This window comes from Streptomyces sp. NPDC031340 (assembly GCF_055569945.1).
In genome coordinates, this window is the sequence record NZ_JBVIIE010000010.1 from 123,655 (window position 1) to 147,674 (window position 24,020).

Annotated in this window: 20 protein-coding genes and 1 pseudogene; 7 read left to right on the forward strand and 14 right to left on the reverse strand. The window is 72.3% G+C overall.

The features are described from left to right. Positions 1 to 42: 42 nt before the first annotated feature. On the forward strand, positions 43 to 4,014 hold the full coding sequence (gene eccCa, locus ACZ5GT_RS10005; RefSeq protein WP_469018130.1) for a type VII secretion protein EccCa: 3,972 nt from the start codon (positions 43 to 45) through the stop codon (positions 4,012 to 4,014). Next, positions 4,011 to 5,411 (forward strand): DUF6177 family protein, encoded by a 1,401-nt coding sequence (locus ACZ5GT_RS10010; RefSeq protein WP_469018133.1) that lies wholly within the window; start codon positions 4,011 to 4,013, stop codon positions 5,409 to 5,411. Before eccCa ends, ACZ5GT_RS10010 begins: the two co-directional genes overlap by 4 nt. A gap of 35 nt (positions 5,412 to 5,446) precedes the next feature. On the opposite strand, the gene ACZ5GT_RS10015 is transcribed toward ACZ5GT_RS10010, so the two are convergent. Genes ACZ5GT_RS10015 through ACZ5GT_RS10025 form a run of 3 tightly spaced genes read right to left on the reverse strand, consistent with a single transcriptional unit; the run spans position 5,447 to position 8,594 of the window. After that, positions 5,447 to 6,262: a sugar phosphate isomerase/epimerase family protein gene (locus ACZ5GT_RS10015; RefSeq protein WP_469018376.1), complete on the reverse strand. Its 816-nt coding sequence runs from the start codon at positions 6,260 to 6,262 to the stop codon at positions 5,447 to 5,449. A 32-nt stretch (positions 6,263 to 6,294) separates the two neighbouring features. Continuing rightward, positions 6,295 to 7,446: a dihydrodipicolinate synthase family protein gene (locus ACZ5GT_RS10020; RefSeq protein WP_469018136.1), complete on the reverse strand. Its 1,152-nt coding sequence runs from the start codon at positions 7,444 to 7,446 to the stop codon at positions 6,295 to 6,297. Further along, on the reverse strand, positions 7,443 to 8,594 hold the full coding sequence (locus ACZ5GT_RS10025) for a Gfo/Idh/MocA family protein (protein WP_469018140.1): 1,152 nt from the start codon (positions 8,592 to 8,594) through the stop codon (positions 7,443 to 7,445). The genes ACZ5GT_RS10020 and ACZ5GT_RS10025 overlap by 4 nt, the downstream gene beginning before the upstream one ends. A gap of 358 nt (positions 8,595 to 8,952) precedes the next feature. On the opposite strand from ACZ5GT_RS10025, the gene ACZ5GT_RS10030 reads away from it, so the two are divergent. Next, on the forward strand, positions 8,953 to 9,999 hold the full coding sequence (locus ACZ5GT_RS10030) for a LacI family DNA-binding transcriptional regulator (RefSeq protein WP_469018144.1): 1,047 nt from the start codon (positions 8,953 to 8,955) through the stop codon (positions 9,997 to 9,999). A gap of 210 nt (positions 10,000 to 10,209) precedes the next feature. On the opposite strand, the gene ACZ5GT_RS10035 is transcribed toward ACZ5GT_RS10030, so the two are convergent. The 9 genes from ACZ5GT_RS10035 to ACZ5GT_RS10075 all read right to left on the reverse strand — a co-directional run bounded on the left by ACZ5GT_RS10035 (position 10,210) and on the right by ACZ5GT_RS10075 (position 20,120). Then, on the reverse strand, positions 10,210 to 10,998 hold the full coding sequence (locus ACZ5GT_RS10035) for an NAD-dependent epimerase/dehydratase family protein (protein WP_469018149.1): 789 nt from the start codon (positions 10,996 to 10,998) through the stop codon (positions 10,210 to 10,212). Next, positions 10,995 to 12,422 (reverse strand): glycoside hydrolase family 28 protein, encoded by a 1,428-nt coding sequence (locus ACZ5GT_RS10040; RefSeq protein WP_469018154.1) that lies wholly within the window; start codon positions 12,420 to 12,422, stop codon positions 10,995 to 10,997. Before ACZ5GT_RS10040 ends, ACZ5GT_RS10035 begins: the two co-directional genes overlap by 4 nt. A 23-nt stretch (positions 12,423 to 12,445) precedes the next feature. Then, positions 12,446 to 13,327 (reverse strand): ABC transporter permease, encoded by an 882-nt coding sequence (locus ACZ5GT_RS10045; RefSeq protein ID WP_469018159.1) that lies wholly within the window; start codon positions 13,325 to 13,327, stop codon positions 12,446 to 12,448. Further along, entirely contained in the window at positions 13,324 to 14,229 is a 906-nt protein-coding gene (locus ACZ5GT_RS10050; RefSeq protein ID WP_469018166.1) for an ABC transporter permease, read from the reverse strand. The genes ACZ5GT_RS10045 and ACZ5GT_RS10050 overlap by 4 nt, the downstream gene beginning before the upstream one ends. Continuing rightward, positions 14,226 to 15,353: an ABC transporter ATP-binding protein gene (locus ACZ5GT_RS10055; RefSeq protein WP_469018171.1), complete on the reverse strand. Its 1,128-nt coding sequence runs from the start codon at positions 15,351 to 15,353 to the stop codon at positions 14,226 to 14,228. Before ACZ5GT_RS10055 ends, ACZ5GT_RS10050 begins: the two co-directional genes overlap by 4 nt. A gap of 14 nt (positions 15,354 to 15,367) precedes the next feature. Continuing rightward, positions 15,368 to 16,609, reverse strand: coding sequence for an extracellular solute-binding protein (locus ACZ5GT_RS10060; RefSeq protein ID WP_469018174.1), 1,242 nt, complete (start codon positions 16,607 to 16,609; stop codon positions 15,368 to 15,370). A gap of 135 nt (positions 16,610 to 16,744) precedes the next feature. Then, entirely contained in the window at positions 16,745 to 18,523 is a 1,779-nt protein-coding gene (gene araD / locus ACZ5GT_RS10065; RefSeq protein WP_469018176.1) for an L-arabinonate dehydratase, read from the reverse strand. Then, on the reverse strand, positions 18,499 to 19,440 hold the full coding sequence (locus ACZ5GT_RS10070; protein WP_469018179.1) for a dihydrodipicolinate synthase family protein: 942 nt from the start codon (positions 19,438 to 19,440) through the stop codon (positions 18,499 to 18,501). The genes araD and ACZ5GT_RS10070 overlap by 25 nt, the downstream gene beginning before the upstream one ends. 8 nt (positions 19,441 to 19,448) lie before the next feature. Beyond that, complete coding sequence (locus ACZ5GT_RS10075; protein WP_469018184.1) at positions 19,449 to 20,120, reverse strand: GntR family transcriptional regulator; 672 nt, start codon at positions 20,118 to 20,120, stop codon at positions 19,449 to 19,451. Between the two features lie 198 nt (positions 20,121 to 20,318). On the opposite strand from ACZ5GT_RS10075, the pseudogene ACZ5GT_RS10080 reads away from it, so the two are divergent. After that, positions 20,319 to 20,876, forward strand: a pseudogene (locus ACZ5GT_RS10080) (GNAT family N-acetyltransferase); the annotation flags it as partial. 11 nt (positions 20,877 to 20,887) lie between these two features. Continuing rightward, positions 20,888 to 21,688, forward strand: a complete 801-nt coding sequence (locus tag ACZ5GT_RS10085; protein ID WP_469018187.1) for a sugar phosphate isomerase/epimerase family protein — start codon at positions 20,888 to 20,890, stop codon at positions 21,686 to 21,688. A 30-nt stretch (positions 21,689 to 21,718) separates the two neighbouring features. Here ACZ5GT_RS10085 and ACZ5GT_RS10090 read toward each other — a convergent pair whose 3' ends face one another. Beyond that, positions 21,719 to 22,306, reverse strand: coding sequence for an RBBP9/YdeN family alpha/beta hydrolase (locus tag ACZ5GT_RS10090; protein ID WP_469018192.1), 588 nt, complete (start codon positions 22,304 to 22,306; stop codon positions 21,719 to 21,721). A gap of 57 nt (positions 22,307 to 22,363) precedes the next feature. Further along, a complete protein-coding gene (locus ACZ5GT_RS10095; protein WP_469018195.1) occupies positions 22,364 to 22,762 on the reverse strand; it encodes an ATP-binding protein in 399 nt (132 codons plus the stop codon). Between the two features lie 118 nt (positions 22,763 to 22,880). On the opposite strand from ACZ5GT_RS10095, the gene ACZ5GT_RS10100 reads away from it, so the two are divergent. Both ACZ5GT_RS10100 and ACZ5GT_RS10105 read left to right on the forward strand, forming a co-directional pair. Continuing rightward, the gene (locus tag ACZ5GT_RS10100; protein WP_360756849.1) at positions 22,881 to 23,696 is read left to right on the forward strand and encodes a helix-turn-helix domain-containing protein; all 816 of its coding nucleotides are present in this window, start codon (positions 22,881 to 22,883) and stop codon (positions 23,694 to 23,696) included. Beyond that, positions 23,693 to 23,929, forward strand: coding sequence for a DUF397 domain-containing protein (locus ACZ5GT_RS10105; protein ID WP_469018204.1), 237 nt, complete (start codon positions 23,693 to 23,695; stop codon positions 23,927 to 23,929). Before ACZ5GT_RS10100 ends, ACZ5GT_RS10105 begins: the two co-directional genes overlap by 4 nt. The last annotated feature ends 91 nt before the right edge of the window (positions 23,930 to 24,020 follow it).

Consider the following 24,020-nt stretch of genomic DNA (forward strand, 5'->3'; position numbering starts at 1 on the left):
CCCGCCCGCCCGTCCTGCCCGCCGACGTCGAAAGCCCGGCCCGTGACCCTGCGCCTCGTCCACCGCCCCGCCCGCAGCACCCGTCCGCTGCCGCCCGCACCGCGGCGCGCCGTGGAACCTCCGCCCAACCTGCCCGAGGGCAAGCTCGGCAACGCGGCGACGGCGCTGCTCCCGATGGCCGGCGTCATGGGGTCGGTGATCATGATGGCGGTCGTCCGCAACAGCCAGTTCGCGGTGCTCGGCGCGGTCGTCCTGGTCTTCGCGCTGCTCGGTGCGGTGGCGCTGTTCCTGTCGCAGCGCGGCAAGGCGCAGCGCACCCGACGGGTGCAGCGGGAGCGGTACCTGGAGTATCTGGAGGAGCTGCGGGAGGAGCTGGGCACGGCCGAACGGGAGCGACGGCGCGCGGCACGCGAGGTGAACCCCCCGCCCGAGGCGCTGTACGACGTGGTGCGGGACCCGGCCCGGCTGTGGGAGCGCCGCCGCCAGGACGCCGATTTCCTGCACCCGAGGCTGGGCACGGGCGAGGTGACCGCACAGGAGGTGACGATCGGCCAGAGCGGCGCCGGCGGGGTGCTGACGCCGCCGGATCCGTTCATGCTCAACGAGGCCCGCGCGCTGCAGAGCCGCTTCGCCGCCGCCCCGGACTTCCCGCTCACCGTTCCCCTGGACCGGGCGGGGAACGTGAGCGTCGTCGGCGACCGGGAGGGCGTCCTGCGGGTGGCGCGCGCCCTGCTCGTGCAGGCAGCCGTGACGCACGCGCCCGACGACCTGGCCGTCGGTCTGGCGGTGCCCGGCGACCGGCTGGCGGAGTGGGAGTGGGCCAAGTGGCTGCCCCACGTCCTGGACGCCCAGGAGTACGACGGTCCCGTCGCCGCCCGGCGGATCGTGCCGAGTCTGCCGCAGCTCGCCCACCGGTTCCGGCACGAGCTGGGGCGGCGGGCGGGCTACGCGGCCGAGGTGCGGCGCGGCCTCGCCGACCGGGACGCGCTGCGGGCGACGTCCCGGCTGCTCGTCGTCCACGACTCCTACGGTGAGCCGGCCGCCGAGCTGCCCAGCCCGGATTCGGCGGCCGGCCCGGCGGACCTGGGCATCACGGTGCTGCACCTGCTGGAGCGGCAGGTGCACGAGCCCGGTCAGGTGAGCGTGCGCATCAGCGTCGACGGCGACCAGGTGGTCGTGGACGACCTGGGCGGCGGCAGCGCGCGGGGCACCGCCGACGCCGTGACCGCGGCCGGGGCCGAGGGGATCGCCCGCATGCTGGCCCCGCTGCGGCTGTCCGCGGAGTCGGCCGCCGAGGGCACGCCGGTCACCGGACCGGTCGCCTTCCCGGCCCTGCTCGGCATCGACGACCCGGCCGCCCTCGATCTGGAGCGGCTGTGGGCGCCGCGCGGCGAACGGGACTTCCTGCGCGTGCCGATCGGCCTGACGGACCGCCAGGAGCCGGTGCTGCTGGATCTCAAGGAGTCCTCGCAGCTCGGCATGGGCCCGCACGGGCTGTGCGTCGGCGCCACCGGCTCCGGCAAGAGCGAACTGCTGCGCACCCTGGTGCTCGCGCTGACGGCCACCCACTCCCCCGAGGATCTCGCCCTCGTCCTCGTCGACTACAAGGGCGGCGCCACCTTCGCCCCGTTCACCGGACTTCCGCACGTGGCCGGCGTAATCACCAACCTGGAGAACCAGGCCGGCCTCGTCGAACGCGTCCACACCAGCCTGGCCGGCGAGGTCAAGCGCCGCCAGCAGGTACTCAAGGACGCGGGCAGCGTCGCCGACATCGGCCACTACGCCGCCCTGCGCGCCACCGAGCGCCCCGACCTGGAACCCCTCCCGCACCTCTTCGTGGTCATCGACGAGTTCGGCGAACTGATCACCGCGAAACCGGACTTCATCGACCTGTTCCTGTCCGTCGGCCGCATCGGACGCTCCATCGGCGTGCATCTGCTGCTGTCCAGCCAGCGCATCGAGGGCGGCAGGCTCAAGGGCCTCGACACCTACCTGTCGTACCGGCTGGGTCTGCGCACCTTCTCCGCCGACGAGTCCCGCACGGTCCTCGACACCACCGACGCCTTCCACCTGCCGCCGCTGCCCGGGTTCGGCTACCTGAAGGTGGACACCTCCACCTACCAGCGGTTCAAGGCCGGTTACGTCTCCGGCGCCCATCACGGCCCCGAGCGGCACCCGGAGGACGGCGACCGGCCGCTCGCCCTGCCCTACCCCGCCTACAGCCCGGAGCGGACGTCCGAGGCCGTGGTCGACGAGCCGGTCGCCACCAAGCGCGAGACCGGACCCACCGTGCTGTCCGTGGTGGTCGGGCAACTCGCCACGGCGGCACATCCCGTCCGCCGGATCTGGCTGCCGCCGCTGCCGGACGCCGTCACCCTCGACGCGGCCGCCGGCCCGGTGCGGGTCTCCGAGCGCGGACTGCACCTGGCGGGCGCCGCGGGCGGGATGCGCCCGCCGCTCGGCGTGCTCGACGATCCCGCCCGGCAGTGGCAGGGCGGGTGGCTGCTGGACCTGACGGTGGCGGGCGGGCACGCGGCGGTGATCGGCGGCCCGCAGTCCGGCAAGACGACACTGCTGCGCACGCTCGTCCTCTCGCTCGCCCTCACCCACACCCCGGACGACGTCGCCGTCTACGGACTCGACCTGGCCGGCGGCGGCCTGTCCGTGCTGGCCGGGCTGCCGCACGTCGGCGGGGTCGCCGGGCGGGCCGACCACGAGCGGGCCGCCCGCACCGTCGCCGAGGTGCGCGCCATGCTGACGCACCGCGAGGCGGTGTTCCGCGAGCACAGGATCGACTCGGTCGACGAACTGCGCCGGCTGCGCGGCCTGGGCCGGCTGCCCGAACTGGGCGCCACCGACGTCGTCCTGGTGATCGACGGCTTCGGCGCGCTGCGGGACGAGTTCGCCGACCTCGACGACGCGGTGGCCGACCTGCTCAAACGCGGCGGCGGCTACGGCATCCACGTCGTGGCCGGCATGCTGCGCTGGAACGACGTCCGCATCGCCACCCAGTCGATGTTCGGCACCCGCCTCGAACTGCGGCTGAACGACCCCGCGGACTCCTCCGTCGACCGGAAGCTGTCCGAGACCCTGTCCCCCGACACCCCCGGCCGGGTGCTGACCGACGGCAAGCTCTTCGCCCAGGTGGCGCTGCCCCGCGTCGACGGTCGTGCCACGACGGACGACCTGGCGGCCGCGCTGGAGGAGGCCGCGCGTACCGTTCGGGCCACCTGGCACGGCGACGTGGCGCGGCCCGTACGGGTGTTGCCGACCCGTCTGCCCGCGGACCGGCTGCCCTCGCCGGCCGCCGAACCGGCGCGGATCCCCCTCGGTGTCGACCAGGAGACCCTCTCGCCCGTCCCGCTCGACCTGTTCGGCGCCGACCAGCACCTGCTGGTTCTCGGCGACAACGAGTGCGGCAAGACGAACCTGCTGAAGCTCGTCGCCACCCAGCTCGTCGAGCGGTACTCCGACAAGGAGCTCGTCTTCGGCGTCTTCGACCCGCGCCGCGGCCTGCGCGGCGCGGTCCCCGAGCCGTACCGGGGCGGCTACGCGCACAACGCCAAGCTGGCGAACGCCCTGGCCACGGGCATCGCCACGGAGCTGGAGAAGCGCCTGCCGGAGACGGCCGACCCGGACACACCCGACACCGCGCCCTCCTTCAGCGGACCGCGCATCGTCATCCTGGTCGACGACTACGACATCCTCACCACCGCGGGACAGCAGCCGCTGGCGCCGTTCCTGCCCTACGTCTCCTCGGCCCAGGACATCGGCCTGCACTTCGTCCTCGCCCGGCGCACGGCCGGCGCCTCCCGCGCGCTGTACGAACCGCTGCTGACCACCCTGCGCGAGACCGGCACCGCCGCTCTCGTCATGACCGGCGACCGTACCGAGGGACAGCTCTTTCCCGGCCTGTACGCCTCCCAGCAGCCGCCGGGGCGCGGCACCCTCGTCCGCCGCGGCCGCTCCCACCTGCTGATGCAGACCGCCCTCGCCGCGGAGGGGACCACGTGACCAAGGACGTCATCGCGCTCACCCGGAAGATGCCCGACACCTGGGCCCTGCTGGCCGGGCTCTACGCGGGCGGCCCCGGCGCGGACGTGAGCGCCGGAGCCGACGGCGCGGTCCTGCACCTGCGCGGGCCGGACGGCCGGCCGCTGGTGTCCGTGGAGGCCCCGGTCCTGGTCCAGGTGCCGGGCGAGGCCGAACGCCTGCTCGGGCGGACGGCTCCGGTGCCGTTCTGGTGGACCGAGGCCCGGGCCTCGACCGCGGCGCCCGAGGCCGAGCGGCTGGCGGGCTCCGTCTGCGGGCGGCTCGCCCTGCTGCTCGACGGCGGCGTGTGGCCCGCGGGAGCGGCGGACACAAGGGTCGTCGACGTCACGGCCGTCGTCGCGCCGGACGACGGTCAGCCCGTGGTGGACGTGCTGACGGACAGCACGGCGGTGGTGCTGGCCGACCGGCCCGTGCTCGCCCTGACGCCGTGGCTGTCGGAGGTCTTCCGGACGGCGGCGGCCTCGGGACGCGCCCTGCAGATCGTCACCCCGCCGCATGTCCGCCTCACCGCCGCCGCCCGTGCGACGCTGCTGCAGGCGCCCAACCGCTGGGTCGTCCAGGATCCGGCGCAGGGCTACTACGACGGCCTGTCCGGGGCGGTACTGCGCTGGCGGGACGGCACGTTCGCGCCCGTGGTCACCGCCGACGGCGCGGCCGTGGTCGCGGAGGCGTTCGCCAGGGTGGAACCGACCGCGGAACGGCAGCTCGTGGTGGCGTTCCGCACCCTGCGGCCGGCCGCCGCCGACCTGGTCCTGGGCCGGGCGCTGGAGACGGCCTGGCGCACGCTGACCGGGGCCGCACCGGGCGGCTGGGGCACCGCCGAACCCGTCAATCTGCCCTGGTCCCCGCGTCAGTTGACCGATCTGGCGCGCGACAGGGCGCCCGCGCCGACCCATCTGCTCGCCGTCGGACACCCCGGCCGCCCGGCGACGGCCTCGCTGCGGATCTCGCGCACGGAGGGCGGGGTCGAGGAGGACGTCACCCTGACCGTCGGCTACGCAGCGGACGAGGCCCCGCCCACGGACCGGATCGAGTCGCTGGCCGGGACCCTGGCCGCGGACCACGGTCTGGCGACGATGCTCACGTCGCTGCGCCGGGCCCCCCGCGACCTGACCACGCCCCCTCGGTTCCAGGCGCCGCCCACCCCGGTGGCCTTCACCCTCGGGGCCCGTGACGTGCACGGCATCGGTCTGACCCACGCCCGCCGCCCGCCGGTCGCCGGGCGGCCGGTGCAGCTCGGCCCCGCCTCCGCCCCGGCCCTGCACTACCCGCTCGGGGACGGTACGGACGACGGGGCCTGGACGGAGCTGCGGCTGCTGGGCCGGCATCTGCGGGGCGGCGTTCCGGGCGCCTCGTAGGGCGAGGCGCCCGGGCAGGTACCCGCCGACAGGGGTCAGGCCGGCGGGGCCGGGCGGATGGCGTGTTCGACGAAGCGGGTTGCCGTTTCCGCCAGGACCTCGCGGCCGTCCCTGGACCACAGGGCCTCGTTGAAGAGTTCGACCTCGATGGGGCCGGTGTAGCCGGCCGCCTCCACGTAGCCCTTCCACTCGCGCATGTCGATCGCGCCGTCGCCGATCTGGCCGCGGCCGTTGAGGACGCCCTCCGGCAGCGGGGTGGTCCAGTCGGCGAGCTGGAAGGTGTGGATGCGGCCGCCGGCGCCCGCGCGGGCGATCTGCTCGGGGGCCCGGTCGTCCCACCAGATGTGGTACGTGTCGACCGTGACGCCGACCTGGTGGGCCGGGAAGCGTTCCGCCAGGTCGAGCGCCTGGGCGAGCGTGGAGACCACGCAGCGGTCCGAGGCGTACATCGGGTGGAGCGGTTCGATGGCCAGCCGTACGCCGCGCGACTCGGCGTACGGGCCCAGCTCCGCCAGCGCGTCCGCGATCCGCTCCCGTGCGCCGTGCAGGTCCTTCGAGCCGGCCGGGAGGCCGCCCGAGACCAGGACCAGGGTGTCCGTGCCGAGGATGGCCGCCTCGTCGATGGCGCGGCGGTTGTCGGCCAGGGCGGCGGCGCGCTCGTCGGGATCGACGGCCGTGAAGAAGCCTCCCCGGCACAGCGTGGTGACCGTCAGGCCCGCGTCGCGGACCAGTTTCGCGGTCGCCTCGACGCCGTAGGACTGCACCGGCTCGCGCCACAGGCCGACACCGGGGACGCCCAGTTCGCGGCAGGCGTCGACGAGTTCGGGCAGCGAGAGCTGCTTGACGGTCATCTGGTTGATGGAGAAGCGCTCGAGGTCGGTGCTCACTGGTCCACCCCGTACAGCGAAAGAAGGTTCCTCATCCGTTCCTCGGCCAGCTTCGGGTCCGGGAACAGGCCCAGTCCGTCGGCGAGTTCGTAGGCGCGGGCGAAGTGCGGGAGGGAGCGGGCCGACTGCAGGCCGCCGACCATGGTGAAGTGGGACTGGTGGCCGGCCAGCCAGGCGAGGAAGACCACGCCGGTCTTGTAGAAGCGGGTCGGGGCCTGGAAGAGGTGGCGGGAGAGCTCGACCGTGGGGTCGAGCAGTCCGCGGAAACCGCCGGTGTCCCCGGTGTCGAGCACGCGTACCGCCTGGGCCGCGAGCGGGCCCAGCGGGTCGAAGATGCCGAGCAGGGCGTGGCTGAAGCCCTGCTCGTCGCCCGCGATCAGCTCCGGGTAGTTGAAGTCGTCGCCGGTGTAGCAGCGCACGCCCTGCGGCAGGCGGCGGCGCAGGTCGATCTCGCGCTGCGCGTCCAGCAGGGAGACCTTGATGCCGTCGACCTTGTCCGGGTGGGCGGCGATGACCTCCAGGAAGGTGTCGGTGGCCGCGTCCAGGTCGGACGAGCCCCAGTAGCCCTCCAGCGCCGGGTCGAACATCGGGCCCAGCCAGTGCAGGACCACCGGTTCGGCGGCCTGGCGCAGCAGGTGGCCGTAGACCTCCAGGTAGTCCTCGGGGCCGGAGGCGGCCGCCGCGAGGGCGCGGGAGGCCATCAGGATGGCCTGCGCGCCGGACTCCTCCACGACGGCGAGCTGCTCCTCGTAGGCCGCCCGGACCTCGGCGAGGGAGCCGGCGGTGAGCTGGTCGGTGCCGACGCCGCACGCGATGCGGCCGCCGACGGCCTTCGCCTCGGCCGCCGAACGGCGGATCAGCTCGGCCGCGCCCGCCCAGTCCAGGCCCATGCCGCGCTGGGCGGTGTCCATGGCCTCGGCGACGCCGAGCCCGTGCGACCACAGGTGGCGGCGGAAGGCGAGGGTGGCGTCCCAGTCGACGGCGGCGGGCGAGTCGGGGGACACGTCGGCGTACGGGTCGGCGACGACGTGCGCGGCGGAGAAGACCGTACGGGAGGTGAAGGGGGCGCCGGGGGTGACCGCGAGGGGTTCGGGGCGGGGTTCGTAGGCCCGCAGGGCGCCGGTGGCGTCGGGGAGTCGGATGGTCACAGGGAGATCTCCGGGACGTCGATGCGGCGGCCCTCGGCCGACGACTTCAGGCCCAGCTCGGCGAGCTGGACGCCGCGGGCGCCGGCGAGCAGGTCCCAGTGGTAGGGGGCGCCGGCGTAGACGTGCCGGAGGAACAGCTCCCACTGGGCCTTGAAGCCGTTGTCGAACTCGTCGTTGTCGGGGATCTCCTGCCACTGGTCGCGGAAGGAGTAGGTGGCCGGGATGTCCGGGTTCCACACCGGCTTCGGGGTCAGACTCCGGTGCTGGACGCGGCAGTTGCGCAGACCCGCGACGGCCGAGCCCTCGGTGCCGTCGACCTGGAACTCGACGAGTTCGTCGCGGTTGACGCGGACCGCCCACGAGGAGTTGATCTGGGCGATCGCGCCGCCGTCGAGTTCGAAGAAGCCGTAGGCGGCGTCGTCGGCGGTGGCGTCGTAGGGCTTGCCGTTCTCGTCCCAGCGCTGCGGGATGTGGGTGGTGGCCACGGCCTGCACGGACTTCACCCGGCCGAACAGCTCGTGCAGCACGTACTCCCAGTGCGGGAACATGTCGACGACGATGCCGCCGCCGTCCTCGGCGCGGTAGTTCCACGAGGGGCGCTGGGCGGCCTGCCAGTCGCCCTCGAAGACCCAGTAGCCGAACTCGCCCCGCACGGACAGGATGCGGCCGAAGAAGCCGCCGTCGATGAGGCGCTTGAGCTTGAGCAGGCCCGGCAGGAACAGCTTGTCCTGCACGACGCCGTGCTTGATGCCCTTGGCGTGCGCGAGGCGGGCGAGCTCCAGGGCGCCGTCGAGGCCGGTCGCGGTGGGCTTCTCGGTGTAGATGTGCTTGCCGGCCGCGATCGCCTTCCGGATCGCCTCCTCGCGGGCCGAGGTGACCTGGGCGTCGAAGTAGATGTCGACGGACGGGTCGGCGAGGACCTCGTCGACGTTCGTGGAGAAGTGCTCCAGGCCGTGCTTCTCGGCGAGCGCGCGCAGCGCGTGCTCGCGGCGGCCGACCAGCACCGGCTCCGGCCACAGCACGGTGCCGTCGCCGAGGTCGAGGCCGCCCTGTTCGCGGATGGCCAGGATGGAGCGGACCAGGTGCTGGCGGTAACCCATGCGCCCGGTCACACCGTTCATGGCGATACGCACCGTCTTGCGTGTCACGTTCGTTCCCTTCGCAGCGTCGTACGCAGCTCGTACGTGGGTGTGCGCGCCGCGTCGCGGGTGTGCGCGCCGCGTAACGCCCCGATGGCGAGCGTAACAGCAAGCGCTTTCTATCTGATGAGAAGCTAGCCTCTGACCGGTGGTCCGGACAAGACCGTGACCGCTACTTCGAGTGTTCGGGCGGACGAACGAGCGGGGCCACGGCTCCGGCGTCCGCCCGGACACGCCGGCACCTGCTCGGAACCGTGGCCGCCGGGCGGCCTGTCTACGAGGGCGTACGGCGAAGTACGGCCAAGTACGGCGACGTACGGCGAGATGCGACGAGGTACGACGAGATGCGCTACCGGAGGACGACGAGATGACGGTGACCCTGGCGGACGTGGCGGCCCGCGCGCAGGTCTCCCCCGCGACGGTGTCGCGTGTGCTGAACGGCAACTACCCCGTCGCCGCCTCCACCCGCGAGCGGGTCCTGAAGGCGGTCGACGAGCTGGACTACGTGCTGAACGGTCCGGCGAGCGCGCTGGCCGCCGCCACGTCCGACCTGGTCGGCATCCTGGTCAACGACATCGCCGACCCGTTCTTCGGGATCATGGCGAGCGCCATCCAGTCGGAGATCGGCGGCCCTGGCGGCCGGGCCGGCGGGGAACGCCTCGCCGTGGTCTGCAACACCGGCGGCTCCCCGGAGCGCGAGCTGACGTATCTGACGCTGCTGCAGCGGCAGCGGGCGGCGGCGGTGGTGCTGACCGGCGGGGCGATGGAGAACGAGCCGCACGCGGCGGCGGTGGCGGCCAAGCTGCGCAAGCTGACGGACGCGGGGACGCGGGTGGTGCTGTGCGGACGGCCGCCCGCGCCGGACACCGGCGCCATCGCGCTGACCTTCGACAACCGCGGCGGCGGGCAGGAGCTGACCGAGCACCTGATCGGGCTCGGGCACCGGCGGCTCGGCTACATCGCCGGCCCGGAGGAGCGGACGACGACCCGGCACCGGCTGGAGGGCCACCGGGCCGCGCTGGCGGCGGCCGGGATCGAGGAGGACCCGCGGTGGACGGTGTACGGCCGCTACGACCGGCGCTCCGGCTACGAGGCCACCCTCGAACTGCTGCGCAGGGACCCGTCCCTGACGGCGGTGGTGGCGGCGAACGACTCCGTCGCGCTGGGGGCGTGCGCGGCGCTGCGCGAGTCGGGGCTGCGGATCCCGGCGGACGTGTCGGTCGCCGGGTTCGACGACCTGCCGTTCAGCATCGACGCGGTGCCGGCCCTGACGACGGTGCGGCTGCCGCTCGCGGATGCGGGGGCCCGGGCCGGCCGTATCGCGATGGGCCGCGAGGAGCCGCCGCCCGGGGACATCGCGGCGATCCGGGGGGAGCTGATGGTGCGGGGGTCCTCCGGGGTGCCGCGGGGCTGACGGTGAGGGTGTGTCGGGGCGTCGGCGACGGCGCCCGTGCGGAGGCTGGGGGGCAGGGGGCGGGGGGGCAACGGTCCTGCCGGGTCCGGAGGCCGGCGGCCCTGTTGCAGGACCACGGAAAACACAACGGGGCTGCCGAGACCACTGGCGGACGACCGGGCGACGAAGCGGGCACCTGATCTCCGAGGAGACCGCGTACCCGCCCGCCCGTCACACCGCCATGCGGCCGCCGACGTACGCGGCGTCGGGGTCACCGGGACCGAGTGGTCCCCCGCGGGCGGCCAGGAGTTCGGCCGCATAGCGTTCGGCGTCGTCCTGGGGCTCGTACCCGAGCGCCCGGGCACTGTCCAGTTCCCACCAGGCGCGACTGTTGGCCGAGATGCCGTTGAGCGTGGCGAAACGCAGCCGGGGTGCGCGCAGCAGCGCGTCGGTGAGCCGGACGGCGTCGCCGGGGCTCAGCCAGGTCGCCAGGTGGCGCAGCTGGGAGGGACGCTCGAAGCAGCTGCCGATGCGCAGGGCCGCCACGGACATGCCGTACTTGTCGGCGTAGTACGAGCCGAGCGCCTCACCGAAGGCCTTGCTGACCCCGTACAGGGTGTCGGGGCGTGCCCGCGCGGCGCCGTCCAGGAGGGCGGGCGCCTCGTGGCGGCCCACGGCGTGGTTGCTGCTGGCGTAGAGCACCCTCCTGACTCCGGCGCGGCGGGCCGCTTCGAAGACCTGGTAGGTGCCGTCGATGTTGGCGTGCAGCAGTGCCGGGAAGTCCGCCTCGTGGGCGATTCCCGCAAGGTGGACCACCGCCGTGACGCCCTCGGTCGCGACGGCCAGGTCGTCCGGGTCCGTGATGTCCCCGGCCACCCATTCCAGGCCGTCGTCCTCGGCGGGCAGGACCCGGTCGAGGCAGCGCAGCCGCCAGCCGAGCCGGGGCAGGCCGGCGCGCAGGAAGGTGCCCACGCGCCCGGCCGCACCGGTCAGCAGGACCGTCGGGAGCCCGCCCGTCATTGCCGGACTCCGGCTATGACCACGTTCGTCAGCTCCAGGTCCGTCACGTTCTTCGCGACGTCGGCCTTCGTCAGCGCGCTGCCGATGTTCACGTCACTGAGCCGTACGGTGCCCACCGGGTCGTCGGCGTAGCCCTGGATGTTCCAGCCCTGGGTGGCCGATGTGACGTTCCAGTGGCTGAGGTTGACGTCGGTGACCGTCGGCGGGTAGGCGCCGGTGTCGCCCTCACCGTAGTTGTAGTCGATCAGGAGCAGGGGTCCGCCGATGGCGCTGACGTTCACCCGGTAGACGTGGCTGCTCTCGATGTAGCCGCCGCGCACCGAGTTGGTCTTCAGCCGATGGCCCGACTGCAGACCGGTCGAGGTCATGGTCAGGTCGCGGGCGTAGACCTGCCGCACGCCGCCGGTCATCTCGCTGCCGATGGTGACGCCGCCGTGGCCGTTGGCGAAGGTGGAGTTCTGGATGACGATGTTCTGGCTCGGGACGCCGACACGCCGTCCGTCGGCGTTGCGTCCGGCCTTGATGGCGATGCAGTCGTCGCCGCAGTCGAAGGACACCTCGTCGATCAGCACGCCGTCGCAGGATTCCGGGTTGCAGCCGTCGGTGTTGGGCCCGCTGGAGTCGACGGTGACACCGCGCACGGTGACGTCCCGGCACAAGGTGGGGTGCAGGTGCCAGAACGGTGAGTTCTTGAAGGTCACCCCCTCGATGAGGACCCGCCGGCAGTCGTACGGCTCCACGAAGCAGGGCCGGAAGTGGTACTGGGTGCCGTCGCGCCGGTCCACCGGCAGCCCGGCGCTGACACTGGCCTCGAAGGGAGCGAAGTCGGTGTCGCCGAGCGGCTTCCAGGCCCACCAGTTCGCGGCGGACGCCTGTCCGTCGAGGACGCCCTCGCCGGTGACGGCGATGTCCTGCTGGCCGTGTGCGTAGATCAGCGGCGAGTAGTTCATCAGCTCGATGCCCTGCCAGCGGCTGTACACCGCGGGCAGGTAGGCGGCCGGGTCGGTGGAGAACAGCAGGGTGGCTCCGGCTCCCACGTGCAGTTCGACACGGGAGAGCAGGTGGATCGGGCCGGTGGCCCATCGGCCCGCCGGGACCACCACCCGGCCACCGCCCGCCGTGTGGGTGGCGTGCACGGCGGCGGCCAGGGCGGCTGTGTTGTCGGTGACTCCGTCGGCCACCGCGCCGAAGTCGGTGACGGGGAAGTCCCGCCGGGGGATACGGGGACGCCGTATCCCCGCGACGATCCGGTCGGCCGCGGCGTCCGCGAGCCGGTCCGCGGGCGCGGCGGGCGCGGCGGGCGAGTCGGTGCCGGCGAGGGCCGTGCCGCCGAGCACGGCACAGGCGGCGGTGGCGCCGCCCAGGGCGATCGCGGAGCGGAGCAGTTGCCGGCGGCCGGGGTTGAAAGGTGGGGAACCGGACATGGTGGTACGGCCTCTCGGTCGAGTCAGTCGGTCGAGCGGGCGACGAGCTGGGTGGGGTTGACGAAGCGAAGCGCGATCAGCAGCAGGACCGACATCGAGACGGTGTAGAGGACGGCCATGGCGTCCACCGACTGGGTCGAGCGGATGCCCGCCGAGTTCACCGCGGAGAACAGGGCGACGATCAGCGTCTGGCTGTTCGGGCCGGAGGTGAGGAAGGTGAGCTCGAACATGCCGAACGTCCGCACCAGGACCAGGATTCCGGCTGCCAGCATGCCCGGCAGCAGCAGCGGGGCGAGGACCCGGGTGAGCACCGTGGCGGTGCCCGCGCCGCACATGCGGGCCGCGTGTTCGATCTTGGGGTCGATCTGCTCGATGAACGGTGTCATGGTGAACACCACGAAGGGGATCGACGGCACCAGGTTGGCGAGCACCACGCCGGTCACCGAACCGGCCAGGTGGAACTTGTACAGCACGGTCGCCAGCGGGATGCCGTAGGCGATCGGCGGTACCAGGATCGGCAGCAGGAACAGCGCGGTGACCAGTTTCTTGCCCGGGAAGTCGCGGCGGGCCAGCGCGTAGGAGGCGGGCACGGCGAGCGCCAGCGACAGCAGGACGACCAGGAAGCTGACCTCGACGGTGTTCCACAGCACCTGTCCGAGGTTGAACTCCGTCCACGCGTCGTCGTACCAGTGGCCGGTCCAGCCGCTGGGCAGCCAGGTGGCGAACCAGCGGCGGCCGAAGGAGTTGACCAGCACGGTGGTGATCACACCGAGCAGGTTGACGAAGAAGAAGACCAGGACGGCCCAGGTGAGCCAGGTGCCCGGGCGCAGGCTCAGGGTGCGCCGCGCGGCGGCCCCGGTCCGCTCCTCGCCGACGGTGGGCGATTCTGCGAGTACGACGCTCATCCCTTGCCTCCCGTGGATCCGCGGTACATCCGTGCACGCAGGGCGGTGACGGCGATGATGACGGCGAGCATGAGCACGGTCATGATCATCGCGTCGGCGCAGCCCTGTGCGTAGTCGAAGCGTTCCAGGGCGGCCTGGTAGGCCTCGATGGAGATGACGTGGGTGGTGCCGTTGGGGTCGCCGACCATCATCGCGGAGGGGAACACCGCGAAGGCCATGACGAACGTCAGGCAGAACGTGGTCATCAGCCCCGGCAGCAGCAGCGGGAAGGTGACGTGCCGGAAGCGCTGCCACCAGCCCGCCCCGAGTGTCGCCGCCGCCTTCTCCAGGCTCGGGTGGATCCCGGAGAGGTAGGAGTGGGTCAGCAGGTAGGCGAACGGGAAGCCGCTGATGACCAGGGACAGCAGGACACCGGTGTAGTTCATGGTCAGCTTGACGGGCGAGTCGGCGAGGCCCAGGAGGTGCAGGGTGCGGTTGAACCAGCCTGCCGGGCCGTAGAACTCCAGGATCCCCTCGGCGGTGAGCACGGTGCCCAGGGTGATCGGGACCACCAGCAGGGCGAGCAGCAGCCGCTTGCCGCGGAACTCCCGCCGCATCCGGTACGCGATCGGCACCGACGCGCCCACGTTGATCACGGAGGCCGGAACGGCCAGCGCGAACGTGGCCCAGATGGACTTGCGGGAGAACGGCTCGGAGAAGAACTGCTGGTACGCGCCGAACACACCGCCCTTGGCGGGCTGGAAGGACAGCTGGAGCCCGTACAGGAACGGGTAGCAGAACAGGGCGATCAGGGCGAGCGCGCCGGGCACGACGAGCAGCAGCAGCCGGTCCACGCCGCGCTCGGCGAGCCGGTGCCGCAGCGCGGGCCGGGCGGCCGAGGGGGCGACGGATGTGGCGGTCATGGCGTTCCCTCCTCGTCCGGCGCCGGGAAGACCAGCGCCCGTTCGGGGTCGACCGCGACGGTCACCGTGTCGCCCGGCCGGACCTGCCGGCCGGTCTTCAGGTACAGCCGGTCGCCCGCCCGGGTGACCGCCTCCACGTGCAGCACCCGGCCGTGGTACTCGACGATCTCGGCGACCGCCTCGGTGACCGCCTGCTCGTCCGCCTCGGCGAGCCGCAGGTCCTCGGGCCGTACCGCCACCACCACCTCCGCACCCGGAGGCAGTGGCCGCGCGCCGGCCGGGGTGCCGCGCACCCGCAGGCCTCGGCCCTCGGCCACGGCTCCCGCCGTGTCGGCGGAGACGATCGCGAGCGGCAGCAGGTTGCGGTAGCCCATGAACGCGGCGACGTGCGGGTCGGCGGGGCGTTCGTACAGCTCGGCGGGGGTGCCGATCTGGCTGACCCGGCCGGCGCGCAGCACCACGAGGCGGTCGGCCAGCGACAGCGCCTCCTCCTGGTCGTGCGTCACGTACAGGGTGGTGAGCCCGAACTCCTGGTGGATGCGCCGGATCTCGCTGCGCATCTGCAGACGCAGGGCCGCGTCCAGGTTGGACAGCGGCTCGTCCATGAGCACCAGCGGCGGCTCCATGACGATCGCGCGGGCGATCGCGACGCGCTGCTGCTGGCCCCCGGAGAGCTGCCCGGGGTGCTTGTGGGCCTGCTCGTCGAGCCGGACCAGGCGCAGCACCTCGTCCACCCGGCGCCGTGCCTCCGCCTTGCCGACCCCCCGCATCCGCAGGCCGAAGGCGACGTTGGCGCGCACGGTCATGTGCGGGAAGAGCGCGTAGTTCTGGAACACCATGCCGAAGCCGCGCTTCTCCGGGGGCAGGGTGTCCACACGCCGGCCGTCCAGGACGATCTCGCCCTCGGTCAGCGGCAGCAGGCCGGCGAGGCAGTTGAGAGCGGTGGTCTTGCCGCAGCCGGACGGTCCGAGCAGGGCGATGAACTCGCCCCCCTTGACGGTCAGGTCGAGCGGGTGCAGCGCGGTGTGCGCGCCGTACGCGCGGCTGACCCCGCTCAGGTGGAGCTCGCCGAGCTGGGAGTCGGGGCGCTTGCGCGCGACGGGAGATCGGGTGGTCTCGGTCATCTGGGTCACCGTGCTCACTTCGTCGAACCGATCTTCTTGTCCCACAGGTCGAAGGCGGTGACCTGGGCGGTGGCGGGCAGGGAGTTCACGGCCGGGTTGTCGGAGATCCACTGGTCGAAGTCGCTGACGCCGTACTGCGCCAGGGTCTTGCGGGAGGCGGCCGGGGCCTGGCTGAGCTTGACGCCCTTGACCGCGGGGCCCGGGTAGAAGTAGCCGCTGTCGTAGGTGACGGCCTGCTGCTCCGGGGTGAGCATGAAGGCCAGCAGCTTCATCGCGGCGATCAGCTCGTCGTTCGAGACGCCTTGGGGGATCACGCCGTACTGGGCGTCGGTGACCCAGGTCAGGTGGTCGAACTTGGCGGCCTTCATGCCGGCCGGCACGGTGCCGAGGGCACGCGGGTTGATGTACCAGCCCATGGTGCTGGCGATGATGTGGACGGTGCCCTGGGCCAGGTTCGTCAGGGTGGCCGAGGTCTTGGCCGGGTACTCGGCGGTGTACTTGTTGAGCTCGGTCAGGTAGGCCCAGGTCTTCGCCCAGCCGTTCACCGGATCCGTCGGGTCCTTGTCGCCGAGCAGGTAGGGCAGGCCCATCAGGAAAGTGCGGCCCGGTCCGGAGTTGCGCGGCTGGGCGTACTGGAACCTGTGCGGGTGGGCCTTGGCCCAGTCGAGCAGGGCATCCGGGGTGGCGGGGACCTTGCTCACCTTGGCGGGGTCGTACTCCAGCAGCGGGCCGCCGGGGGTGGTGACCAGCTCGATGCCCTGGTCCTGGGCAAGGGTGGCCATGGATGCGGCGGCCTTGCCGTAGTCGGCCATCAGGCCCGGGAAGAAGGCGTCGTAGTACGGCTTGAGGTCGTACCAAAGGCCCTTCTGGATGCCCGCGGAGAGACCGTCGGTGCCGGTGAGCACCAGCTGGATCTGCACGTTCCCGGCCTGCTGCTGCGCCTGGACCTTGGGGGCGAGTTCGGGGGCCGTGCCGGTGGTCGTGGTGACCTTGGCGACGATTTCGGGGTGCTTGGCCTTGAAGGCGTCGATGATCGGCTGGGTGAGGGCCAGGTTGCCCGCGACGTCGAGGATGTTCAGAGTGACGGGCTTGGACGGCTTGGTGGCCAGGCTGGTGGGGTCGGCGGCCTTGGTGTCGGTGGAGCTGGTGGGGGCGCCGCAGGCGGCCAGCACGGGCCCGGCCGCCGCGGAGGCTGCGATCGTGCCGAGGAGGCGTCGGCGGGACAGGTTTCTGTGGCTTCCGTTGGTTCCAGACATGACGGTTGCGGCCCTTCGTCAGTGGCGGAGGTGGGGAAGAGAGGTGGGGAGAGGGGTGGAGAGGGGTGCACCGGGGAACGGGGCACGGGGTGGAGCGGCGCGGATCTCCGGCGGGGGCGGTCGGCCGCCGTCCGGTCAGCGCGGGTCGGGCAGGGGGTTGTGGCCCGTCCTGGCCAGGAAGTCGAAGTCGCAGCCCGCGTCGGCCTGCGTGACGTGGTCGGCGTACAGGGCGCCGTAGCCGCGCTCGTAGCGGAGTGCGGGCGGCCGCCAGACGGCGCGGCGGCATTCCAGCTCGGCGTCGTCGACCTCGAGCGTGAGCCGTCGGCCCGGTACGTCCAGGGTGATCAGGTCGCCGGTGCGCACCAGGGCGAGCGGTCCGCCCGCGTGCGACTCGGGGGCGACATGCAGGACGCAGGTGCCGTAACTGGTGCCGCTCATCCGGGCGTCGGAGATGCGGACCATGTCCTTGACCCCCCGCTCCAGCAGGTACGCGGGGATCGGAAGCATGCCGTACTCCGGCATACCGGGTCCGCCGAGCGGGCCCGCACCGCGCAGCACGAGCACGGTGTCCTCGGTGATGCCGAGGCCGGGATCGTCGATGCGGCTCTGCAGGTCCTGGTAGGAGTCGAAGACCACGGCCGGACCGGTGTGGGTGAGCAGCTTCGGGTCGGCGGCCAGGTGCTTGATCACCGCGCCACCGGGCGCCAGGTTGCCGTGCAGCACGGTCACGCCGGCCTCGTGGGCCACCGGGTCGTCGGGGGTGCGGATCACCTTGGGGTCGTACGACTCGGCGTCCGCGTAGTAGGAGGCAAACGTCCCGCCGGTGACGGTGGGCCGCTCGGGGTGCAGCGCGCCGGGGACCAGCGCCAACTGGGCCAGCAGTGCCGGAAGGCCGCCCGCGTAGTGGAAGTCCTCCATCAGGAAGGACCCGACCGGCCGTACGTCCGCGAGCACCGGCACCCGGCGGCCGATCGCGTCGAAATCCTCCAGGGTGAGGGTGACACCGGCCCGGCCCGCCATCGCGATCAGGTGGATCAGCGCGTTGGTCGAACCGCCGAGCGCGAGCACCGTGGCAACCGCGTCCTCGAACGCCTCGCGGGTCATCACCTTCGCCGGAGTGAGCCGTTCCCGTACAAGCGCCACGGCCCGGGCACCGGACGCGGCGGCCATCCGCAGGTGCCCGCTGTCCACGGCCGGGATGGAGGAGGAGCCGGGCAGCGCCATGCCGAGCGCCTCGGCGGCGGCGGTCATGGTGGAGGCGGTGCCCATCGTCATGCAGTGGCCCGGCGAGCGGGCCAGGCCGCACTCGAGCCGCGCCATCTCGCACTCGCCGATCCGGCCGGCGCGGTACTCGTCCCAGTACGCCCACAGATCGGTGCCGCTGCCGAGCGTGCGCCCTCGGTAGTGGCCGCGCAGCATCGGGCCGGCCGGGACGACGATCGCCGGCAGTCCCGCGCTCGCGGCGCCCATCAGCAGGGCGGGGACGGACTTGTCGCAGCCGCCCATCAGCACCGCGCCGTCCACCGGGTAGGAGCGCAGCAGCTCCTCCGTCTCCATGGCGAGCAGGTTGCGGTAGAGCATGGGGGTGGGCTTCTGGAAGGTCTCCGACAGGGTGGAGACGGGGAACTCCAGCGGGAATCCGCCCGCCTGCCACACCCCGCGCTTGACCTGCTCGGCGCGTTCCCGCAGGTGCATGTGGCAGGGGTTGATGTCGGACCAGGTGTTGAGGACCGCGATGACGGGCTTGCCGAGGTGTTCCTCGGGGAGGTAGCCGAGCTGGCGCATGCGCGAGCGGTGGCTGAAGGCGCGCAGCCCGCCTCCGGTGGCGCTCTCACCGAACCACGCGGTGCTGCGGAGCGGTACGTCGTCGTGCCCGCTGGTGGTACCGGTCACAGCCAACCACCCTCCCGCCATTCGGCTATCAGCCCGGTGATCCGCCTGCGGAGCCGCTCGGGCAGTACCCGGGACGGCGGGCGTACCGTCCGCCCGCACAGGCCCAGTTGGGCGAGCGCCTCCTTGACCACGCTGACGTTGTCCGCGGAGGAGTCCGCGGCGCGCAGTTCCTCGAAGAGCCGGGCCGCGTCCCACACCGTCATCGCCTTGTCGAAGTCACCGCCGCGCAGCGACTCAAGCAGCGTGGCCGACAGCTGCGGGACGACGTTGACCAGACCGGAGGTGAAGCCGGTCGCGCCGACCGCCCAGTAGCCCGGCGTGGACAGCTCGGCCAGGCCCGCGATCCAGGTGAAGCGCTCCCGGCCTGCGTCCCGGGAGACGGAGGCGAAGTGCACCGGGTCCGGGACGGCGTACTTCACGGCGACGACGTTCGGGCTGTGGTCCGCGAGCGTGCCGATGTGCTCGCCGGTGATGCGCGGGTCCCGGACGTAGAGGACGACGCCCAGTTCGGGCACCGAGTCGGCGATGGCGCGGTGGTAGTCGATCCAGCCCTCGGCGGACCGGTAGGGGTGCACGGGCTGGTGCACCATCACCGAGCCTGCGCCGGCGTGCCTGGCGTGCCGGGCCGCGGCGACGGCGCTGTCGATGTCGAGGCCGACCCCGGCCATCACCTCGGCACGTCCGTCGACCGCGGCCACCGCCGACTCCACGGCGCGGCGGGTCTCCGCTGCGGAGAGGGTGTAGAACTCGCCGGTGTTGCCGTTGGGGGTGACCACCTCGACGCCGTGCTCGATCAGGCGTCCGATCAGTACGGCGTGGGTGTCCCAGTCGACACGGCCGTCCTCGTGGAACGGCGTCACCGGGATGGCGACGACCGTCGCCAGCCTGGCGCGCAGTCGGTCCGGGAAGGTGAGCTCGTCTTGCGTTTGCACGGTCATGAGGGGGCCTACTCCGCTTCGTACTCAGGAAAGTTGCGCGCCAGGAAGGCGCTGATGTGCCCCCGCATCAGGGCTCGCACCAGCTCGGAGTCCCCGGCCTCGGCCGCGTGCAGGATTTCCCGGTGCTCGCGGGCCTCCTGCTCCCAGGAGGGCCGGCGGGCCCAGGCGGCACTGGTCACCAGCGCGGTCTTGTCCCGCAGCTCGTCCAGGGTCTCGACCAGCAGGGGGTTGCCGCAGTCGGCGTACAGGGCGCGGTGGAAGGCCCGGTTGGCCAGCGAGCGGTCGGCGGCGTCCTCGGCGCGGTCGGAGGCCTCCAGGGCAATGCGGGCCTGTTCCAGCGCACGGCCGTTGAGGGTGGCGCGGCCGGCGGCCACCGGCTCCAGCAGCAGCCGCATGTCGTACACGGCCCTGGCCAGCGCGTGATCCACCTCGCGGACGGTTGTTCCCTTGTACGGGAGCATCACCACGAGGCCACTGCCGGCCAGGGTCTTGAGGGCCTCGCGGACCGGTGTCTTGGAGACGCCCAGCTGCTCGGCGAGTTCGGCCTCCACCAGGGACCGACCGGGCTGGAGTTCGCCGGTGAGGATGGCGTGCTTGATGGATTCCAGCACTGCCTCGGTACGGGACGGCGGGGGGGACTTGGTTCGTGACCTGCCAGAAGACAGAACAGTATCGGCCATTCTCTCGGCCTCCAGTCGTATCTGAGCATCAAGATCTCAGATCTCATATATGACGTGTCGCAGACGCTAGAGAGGAAGCCGGCACCCGTCAAGGGACGGGACAGATCCCTTCTCACACTTACCCGTTCTTTACCAGGACCCTCTTACCTGTGGGAATCGCGGCCCCGAAGGCACGCCCCGTGCATCCGCACGACTCGCCCTCCGCCCGTCGACGCCGTCGAACCCTCACCTGTTCCTGGTAGCGCCGACCGCCGGGTCGTATATGAGATGTCATGCACGCGGTCTATCTATGGGCCATTTCTCGCCAACCATCGGCGCCGACATCGCCGGTACACCAGCAGTCGGCCGGACACGCCGGGCCGGGCGGACGAGAAGCACGCCCGCGTCGTGCGCCCCGGGCATCAAGACCCGCACCTGGAGCGGGTGTGGATCGCCGAGTTCGACGGCAGGCCGGTCGGCTGCGTGATGTGCGTACGGGACGAGGCGCCCGCCACCGCACGGCTGCGGCTGCTGCTCGTCGAGCCGGAGGCGCGCGGGCTGGGCGTCGGCGACCGGCTGGTGCGGGCCGTCGTCGACTTCGCCCGCGGCGTCGGCTGCCGCGAACTCGTCCTGTGGACCGACGACGTCCTCACCGCCGCCCGCCGCCTCTACCGGCGCCACGGCTTCGTCCTCATGGCCGAACGACCGCACCGCTCCTTCGGGAAAGACCTGGTCGGCCAGGACTGGCGGCTGGACCTGCACACCGCCCCCGGGTGAGAGTGGTGACCATGCGACTGGCGTTCTCCACCCTCGGTGTCCCCGGCCTGCCGATCCCGGACGTGGTCCGGCTCGCGACCGCCCACGGTTTCCACGGCGTCGAACTGCGCGCCCACCCGGAGGAACCGGTGCACCCCGGCCTCGGCTCCTCCGAACGGACGGCGGTGGCCTCCGCGTTCAAGGCGGGCGGCGTCGAGATCCTGGGCCTGGCGGGGTACGCGCGGGTCGCCGCGCCCGGCGACGACGGGCCGGTGATCGACGAGATCCGCGCCCTGTGCGACCTCGCCCGCGACCTCGGCGCCCCGTACGTCCGGGTCTTCCCCGGCGCGGACCCCGAGCAGACCCCCGAGCGCGCCGACCACGTGGCCGCCCGGCGCCTCGGCCTGGCCGCGGAGCACGCCGCCGACGTCGGTGTGCGCATCCTGCTGGAGACCCACGACTCGCACCGCACGGCCGCCGACGTCATCCGCGTCCTCGGCCCGGTCGGCCACCGCAACGCCGGCGCGCTGTGGGACGTCATGCACACCTGGCTGGGCGGCGAGCAGCCGGCGGACACGTACGCCGCCCTCGCGCCGTACCTCGGATACGTGCAGGTCAAGGACATCGCCTCGGCCGACGACACCACCCCGCTGCCGCTGGGCGCCGGGGTCCTCCCGCTCGCCGAGTGCGTGGAGGTCCTCTCCCGGCACGGCTGGGACGGCTGGCTGTGCTGGGAGTACGAGAAGCGGTGGTACGAGGAGGCGGCGCCGCTGCCCGAGCTGCTGGACGCGGGGCGGGAGCATCTGGCCCGCCTGCTCAACGAGTCGGCGTGATCGGCGTCATTCGATGACGGGACCGTGCGGCTACGACGACGCCGCCGGGCGCGCCAGGAGCGGCACCGTGGGGTCCAGGCACCAGCCCAGCACGGACGGCCAGGAGCCGTAACCGGCGTCCATGTCGAGATGGCCGACGCCCGGCAGGATGTCGGTGGGGATGCCGTACGGCTCGCCGAAGACCTCACGCGCGCCCTCCGGGCAGTACGGGTCGTCGTCGCCGGCGACCAGGCGGGTGGGCGTGGGCAGGCCGAAGCCCGGCGACGGCGGGGCGAACCCGGAGATCTCCGGGTGCCGCGCCAGCACGGAGGCGGACGGCGGGGCCACCAGCAGGACCCGGTCGGCCGCGCCGGGCCGCACGATCCCTCGGGAGGCCGCGTGCAGCCACAGCACGGCGGAGGCGCTGTGGGCGAGCAGCACGCGCTCGGGTCCTTCGAGACCGTCCAGGTGCCGGGCCAGCTCGGTGAGCCAGACCTCCAGGTCGGGGGCGTCGGGGTCGGGGAGCTGCGGGTAGGTGACGTGGTGGCCGAGTCCGGTGAGCCGGTCGGCGAGCCAGTGCTGCCAGTGTCCCTCGGGGCGGTGGTTCTGCCAGCCGTGCAGGATGAGGTACGCGGTCATGGTCGCGATCGTTTCCGATCACCGGGTGCCGGTCCAGTCGATCTTCCGCGCCGAACGTCAGCCGATGACACGCGCCCAGACGGACTTGCCGCCCGCGCGGTCCCGCACCTCCCAGGCGTCCGCGAGAGCCTCCACAAGCAGCAGGCCCCGCCCCGAAGTGGCGTCCGGATCGAAGGACCTGACGACCGGGTGACACGGGGAGGCGTCGAAGACCTCGACCTCGACCGTCTTCTCGCCGTCGTAGGCGAGCGCCACGTCGAAGGTGCGGCCCGGGACGCGGGCGTGCCGGACGGCGTTCGTCGCCAGCTCCGACAGGACCAGCACGGCCACGTCGCCGGCGTCGGACGGAACGGCCCAGGAGGCGAGCACCAGTCGGGCGCCGTGCCGGACCTCGGGAATGTTCTCGACGACCGACAGGAAGGGGCGGCGCCAGGTGCGATGACTTTCTGTGTTCACATGACGACTTTCGGTCGCAACGACTACTTTCAACAGTGACCGAGCGTCGACAACCCAGCACGGTGAGTGCAACCGGGCGCGGGTTGACGGACGTTGAGCCGGGTTGAGGGGCGCCGCCATGGGACAACCGAAGAAGAACTCATCGCCTGCCGCGCAGTACTTCGCCGAGGTGCTGCGCATGCTGCGCACGGCGGCCGGACTCTCGCAGAACGAACTCGGCGACCTGATGGCCTACTCCGGCGCGGCGGTGAGCGCGGTGGAGACCTGCGCGAAACCGGCGACGGACGAGTTCATCGGGGCGGCGGAGAAGGCGCTGAACGCCGGGGGGATCCTGGCGGCGGCAGCGAAGTACCTGCGGCTGGAGCGGTATCCCGAGTATTTCCAGGGATTCGTGCAGCTGGAGCAGGAGGCGCTGAGTGTGTCGTCATACAGCGCTCAGTTGATCCACGGCCTGCTTCAAACCGAAGCGTATGCACGCGCCCTGTTCCGCTGCGATTTCCCTCCATTGGACGAGGAGGAAATCGAGCGGCTGACACTGGCCCGGCTGGAACGAAAGGCCCTACTCGATCGCAGGCCGGTGTGCGTCATCAATGTGATCCTTGAGGAGGAGGCGCTGCGGAGGCGGATCGGTGACGAGCAGATCAGGCGGGCTCAGTACAGGCACCTGCTCGAATGCGCCGAGCGTCCCAACGTGGTCGTCCAGGTGATGCCTTCGCGGATCGGCGTCCACGCGGGGCTGCGTGGTCCGATGACCGTGCTCGAAACTCCGGAACAGACCTCCCTGGTCTACACAGAAGCCCTGGGCAAGAGCCTGCTCGTATCCAGGCCGGAAGAGGTGGGTGTCCTCGCCCGGCGCTATGGGATGATCAGAAGCCAGGCCCTCCGGCCGGAGGAATCCGTAGCGCTGATCGGGCAGTTGGCAGGTGAGCTATGACCGAACTGACGTGGTTCAAGAGCAGCTACAGCGACAGCTCAGGCGGTGATTGCGTAGAGGTCGCTCTCTCTTGGCGCAAGAGCAGCTACAGCGACTCGGGCGGCGGCGAATGCGTCGAGGTCGCCGCCTGCACCCTCATACACGTCCGCGACTCCAAGACCCCCGGCACCCCCCACCTCACCGTCTCCCCCGACACCTGGTCCGCCTTCCTCGGCGGCGTTCGCGGGCGTTAGGGCGCCGACCGCCCCCTGTTCCCGCCGCACGGCCATGACATCCTGTACCGCCACAGGACATTACGGAATGCCGGACGACAGACGACAAGAC

What these genes read in the sequence shown, in the direction of transcription:
- ACZ5GT_RS10015 (WP_469018376.1), bottom strand. Translation starts at nt 6,262, where the DNA reads ATGACCGTCAAGCAGCTCTCGCTGCCCGAACTCGTCGACGCCTGCCGC.
- ACZ5GT_RS10030 (WP_469018144.1), top strand. Translation starts at nt 8,953, where the DNA reads ATGACGGTGACCCTGGCGGACGTGGCGGCCCGCGCGCAGGTCTCCCCC.
- ACZ5GT_RS10035 (WP_469018149.1), bottom strand. Translation starts at nt 10,998, where the DNA reads ATGACGGGCGGGCTCCCGACGGTCCTGCTGACCGGTGCGGCCGGGCGC.
- ACZ5GT_RS10040 (WP_469018154.1), bottom strand. Translation starts at nt 12,422, where the DNA reads ATGTCCGGTTCCCCACCTTTCAACCCCGGCCGCCGGCAACTGCTCCGC.
- ACZ5GT_RS10045 (WP_469018159.1), bottom strand. Translation starts at nt 13,327, where the DNA reads ATGAGCGTCGTACTCGCAGAATCGCCCACCGTCGGCGAGGAGCGGACC.
- ACZ5GT_RS10050 (WP_469018166.1), bottom strand. Translation starts at nt 14,229, where the DNA reads ATGACCGCCACATCCGTCGCCCCCTCGGCCGCCCGGCCCGCGCTGCGG.
- ACZ5GT_RS10055 (WP_469018171.1), bottom strand. Translation starts at nt 15,353, where the DNA reads ATGACCGAGACCACCCGATCTCCCGTCGCGCGCAAGCGCCCCGACTCC.
- ACZ5GT_RS10060 (WP_469018174.1), bottom strand. Translation starts at nt 16,609, where the DNA reads ATGTCTGGAACCAACGGAAGCCACAGAAACCTGTCCCGCCGACGCCTC.
- araD (WP_469018176.1), bottom strand. Translation starts at nt 18,523, where the DNA reads ATGGCGGGAGGGTGGTTGGCTGTGACCGGTACCACCAGCGGGCACGAC.
- ACZ5GT_RS10070 (WP_469018179.1), bottom strand. Translation starts at nt 19,440, where the DNA reads ATGACCGTGCAAACGCAAGACGAGCTCACCTTCCCGGACCGACTGCGC.
- ACZ5GT_RS10075 (WP_469018184.1), bottom strand. Translation starts at nt 20,120, where the DNA reads ATGGCCGATACTGTTCTGTCTTCTGGCAGGTCACGAACCAAGTCCCCC.
- ACZ5GT_RS10085 (WP_469018187.1), top strand. Translation starts at nt 20,888, where the DNA reads ATGCGACTGGCGTTCTCCACCCTCGGTGTCCCCGGCCTGCCGATCCCG.
- ACZ5GT_RS10090 (WP_469018192.1), bottom strand. Translation starts at nt 22,306, where the DNA reads ATGACCGCGTACCTCATCCTGCACGGCTGGCAGAACCACCGCCCCGAG.
- ACZ5GT_RS10100 (WP_360756849.1), top strand. Translation starts at nt 22,881, where the DNA reads ATGGGACAACCGAAGAAGAACTCATCGCCTGCCGCGCAGTACTTCGCC.
- ACZ5GT_RS10105 (WP_469018204.1), top strand. Translation starts at nt 23,693, where the DNA reads ATGACCGAACTGACGTGGTTCAAGAGCAGCTACAGCGACAGCTCAGGC.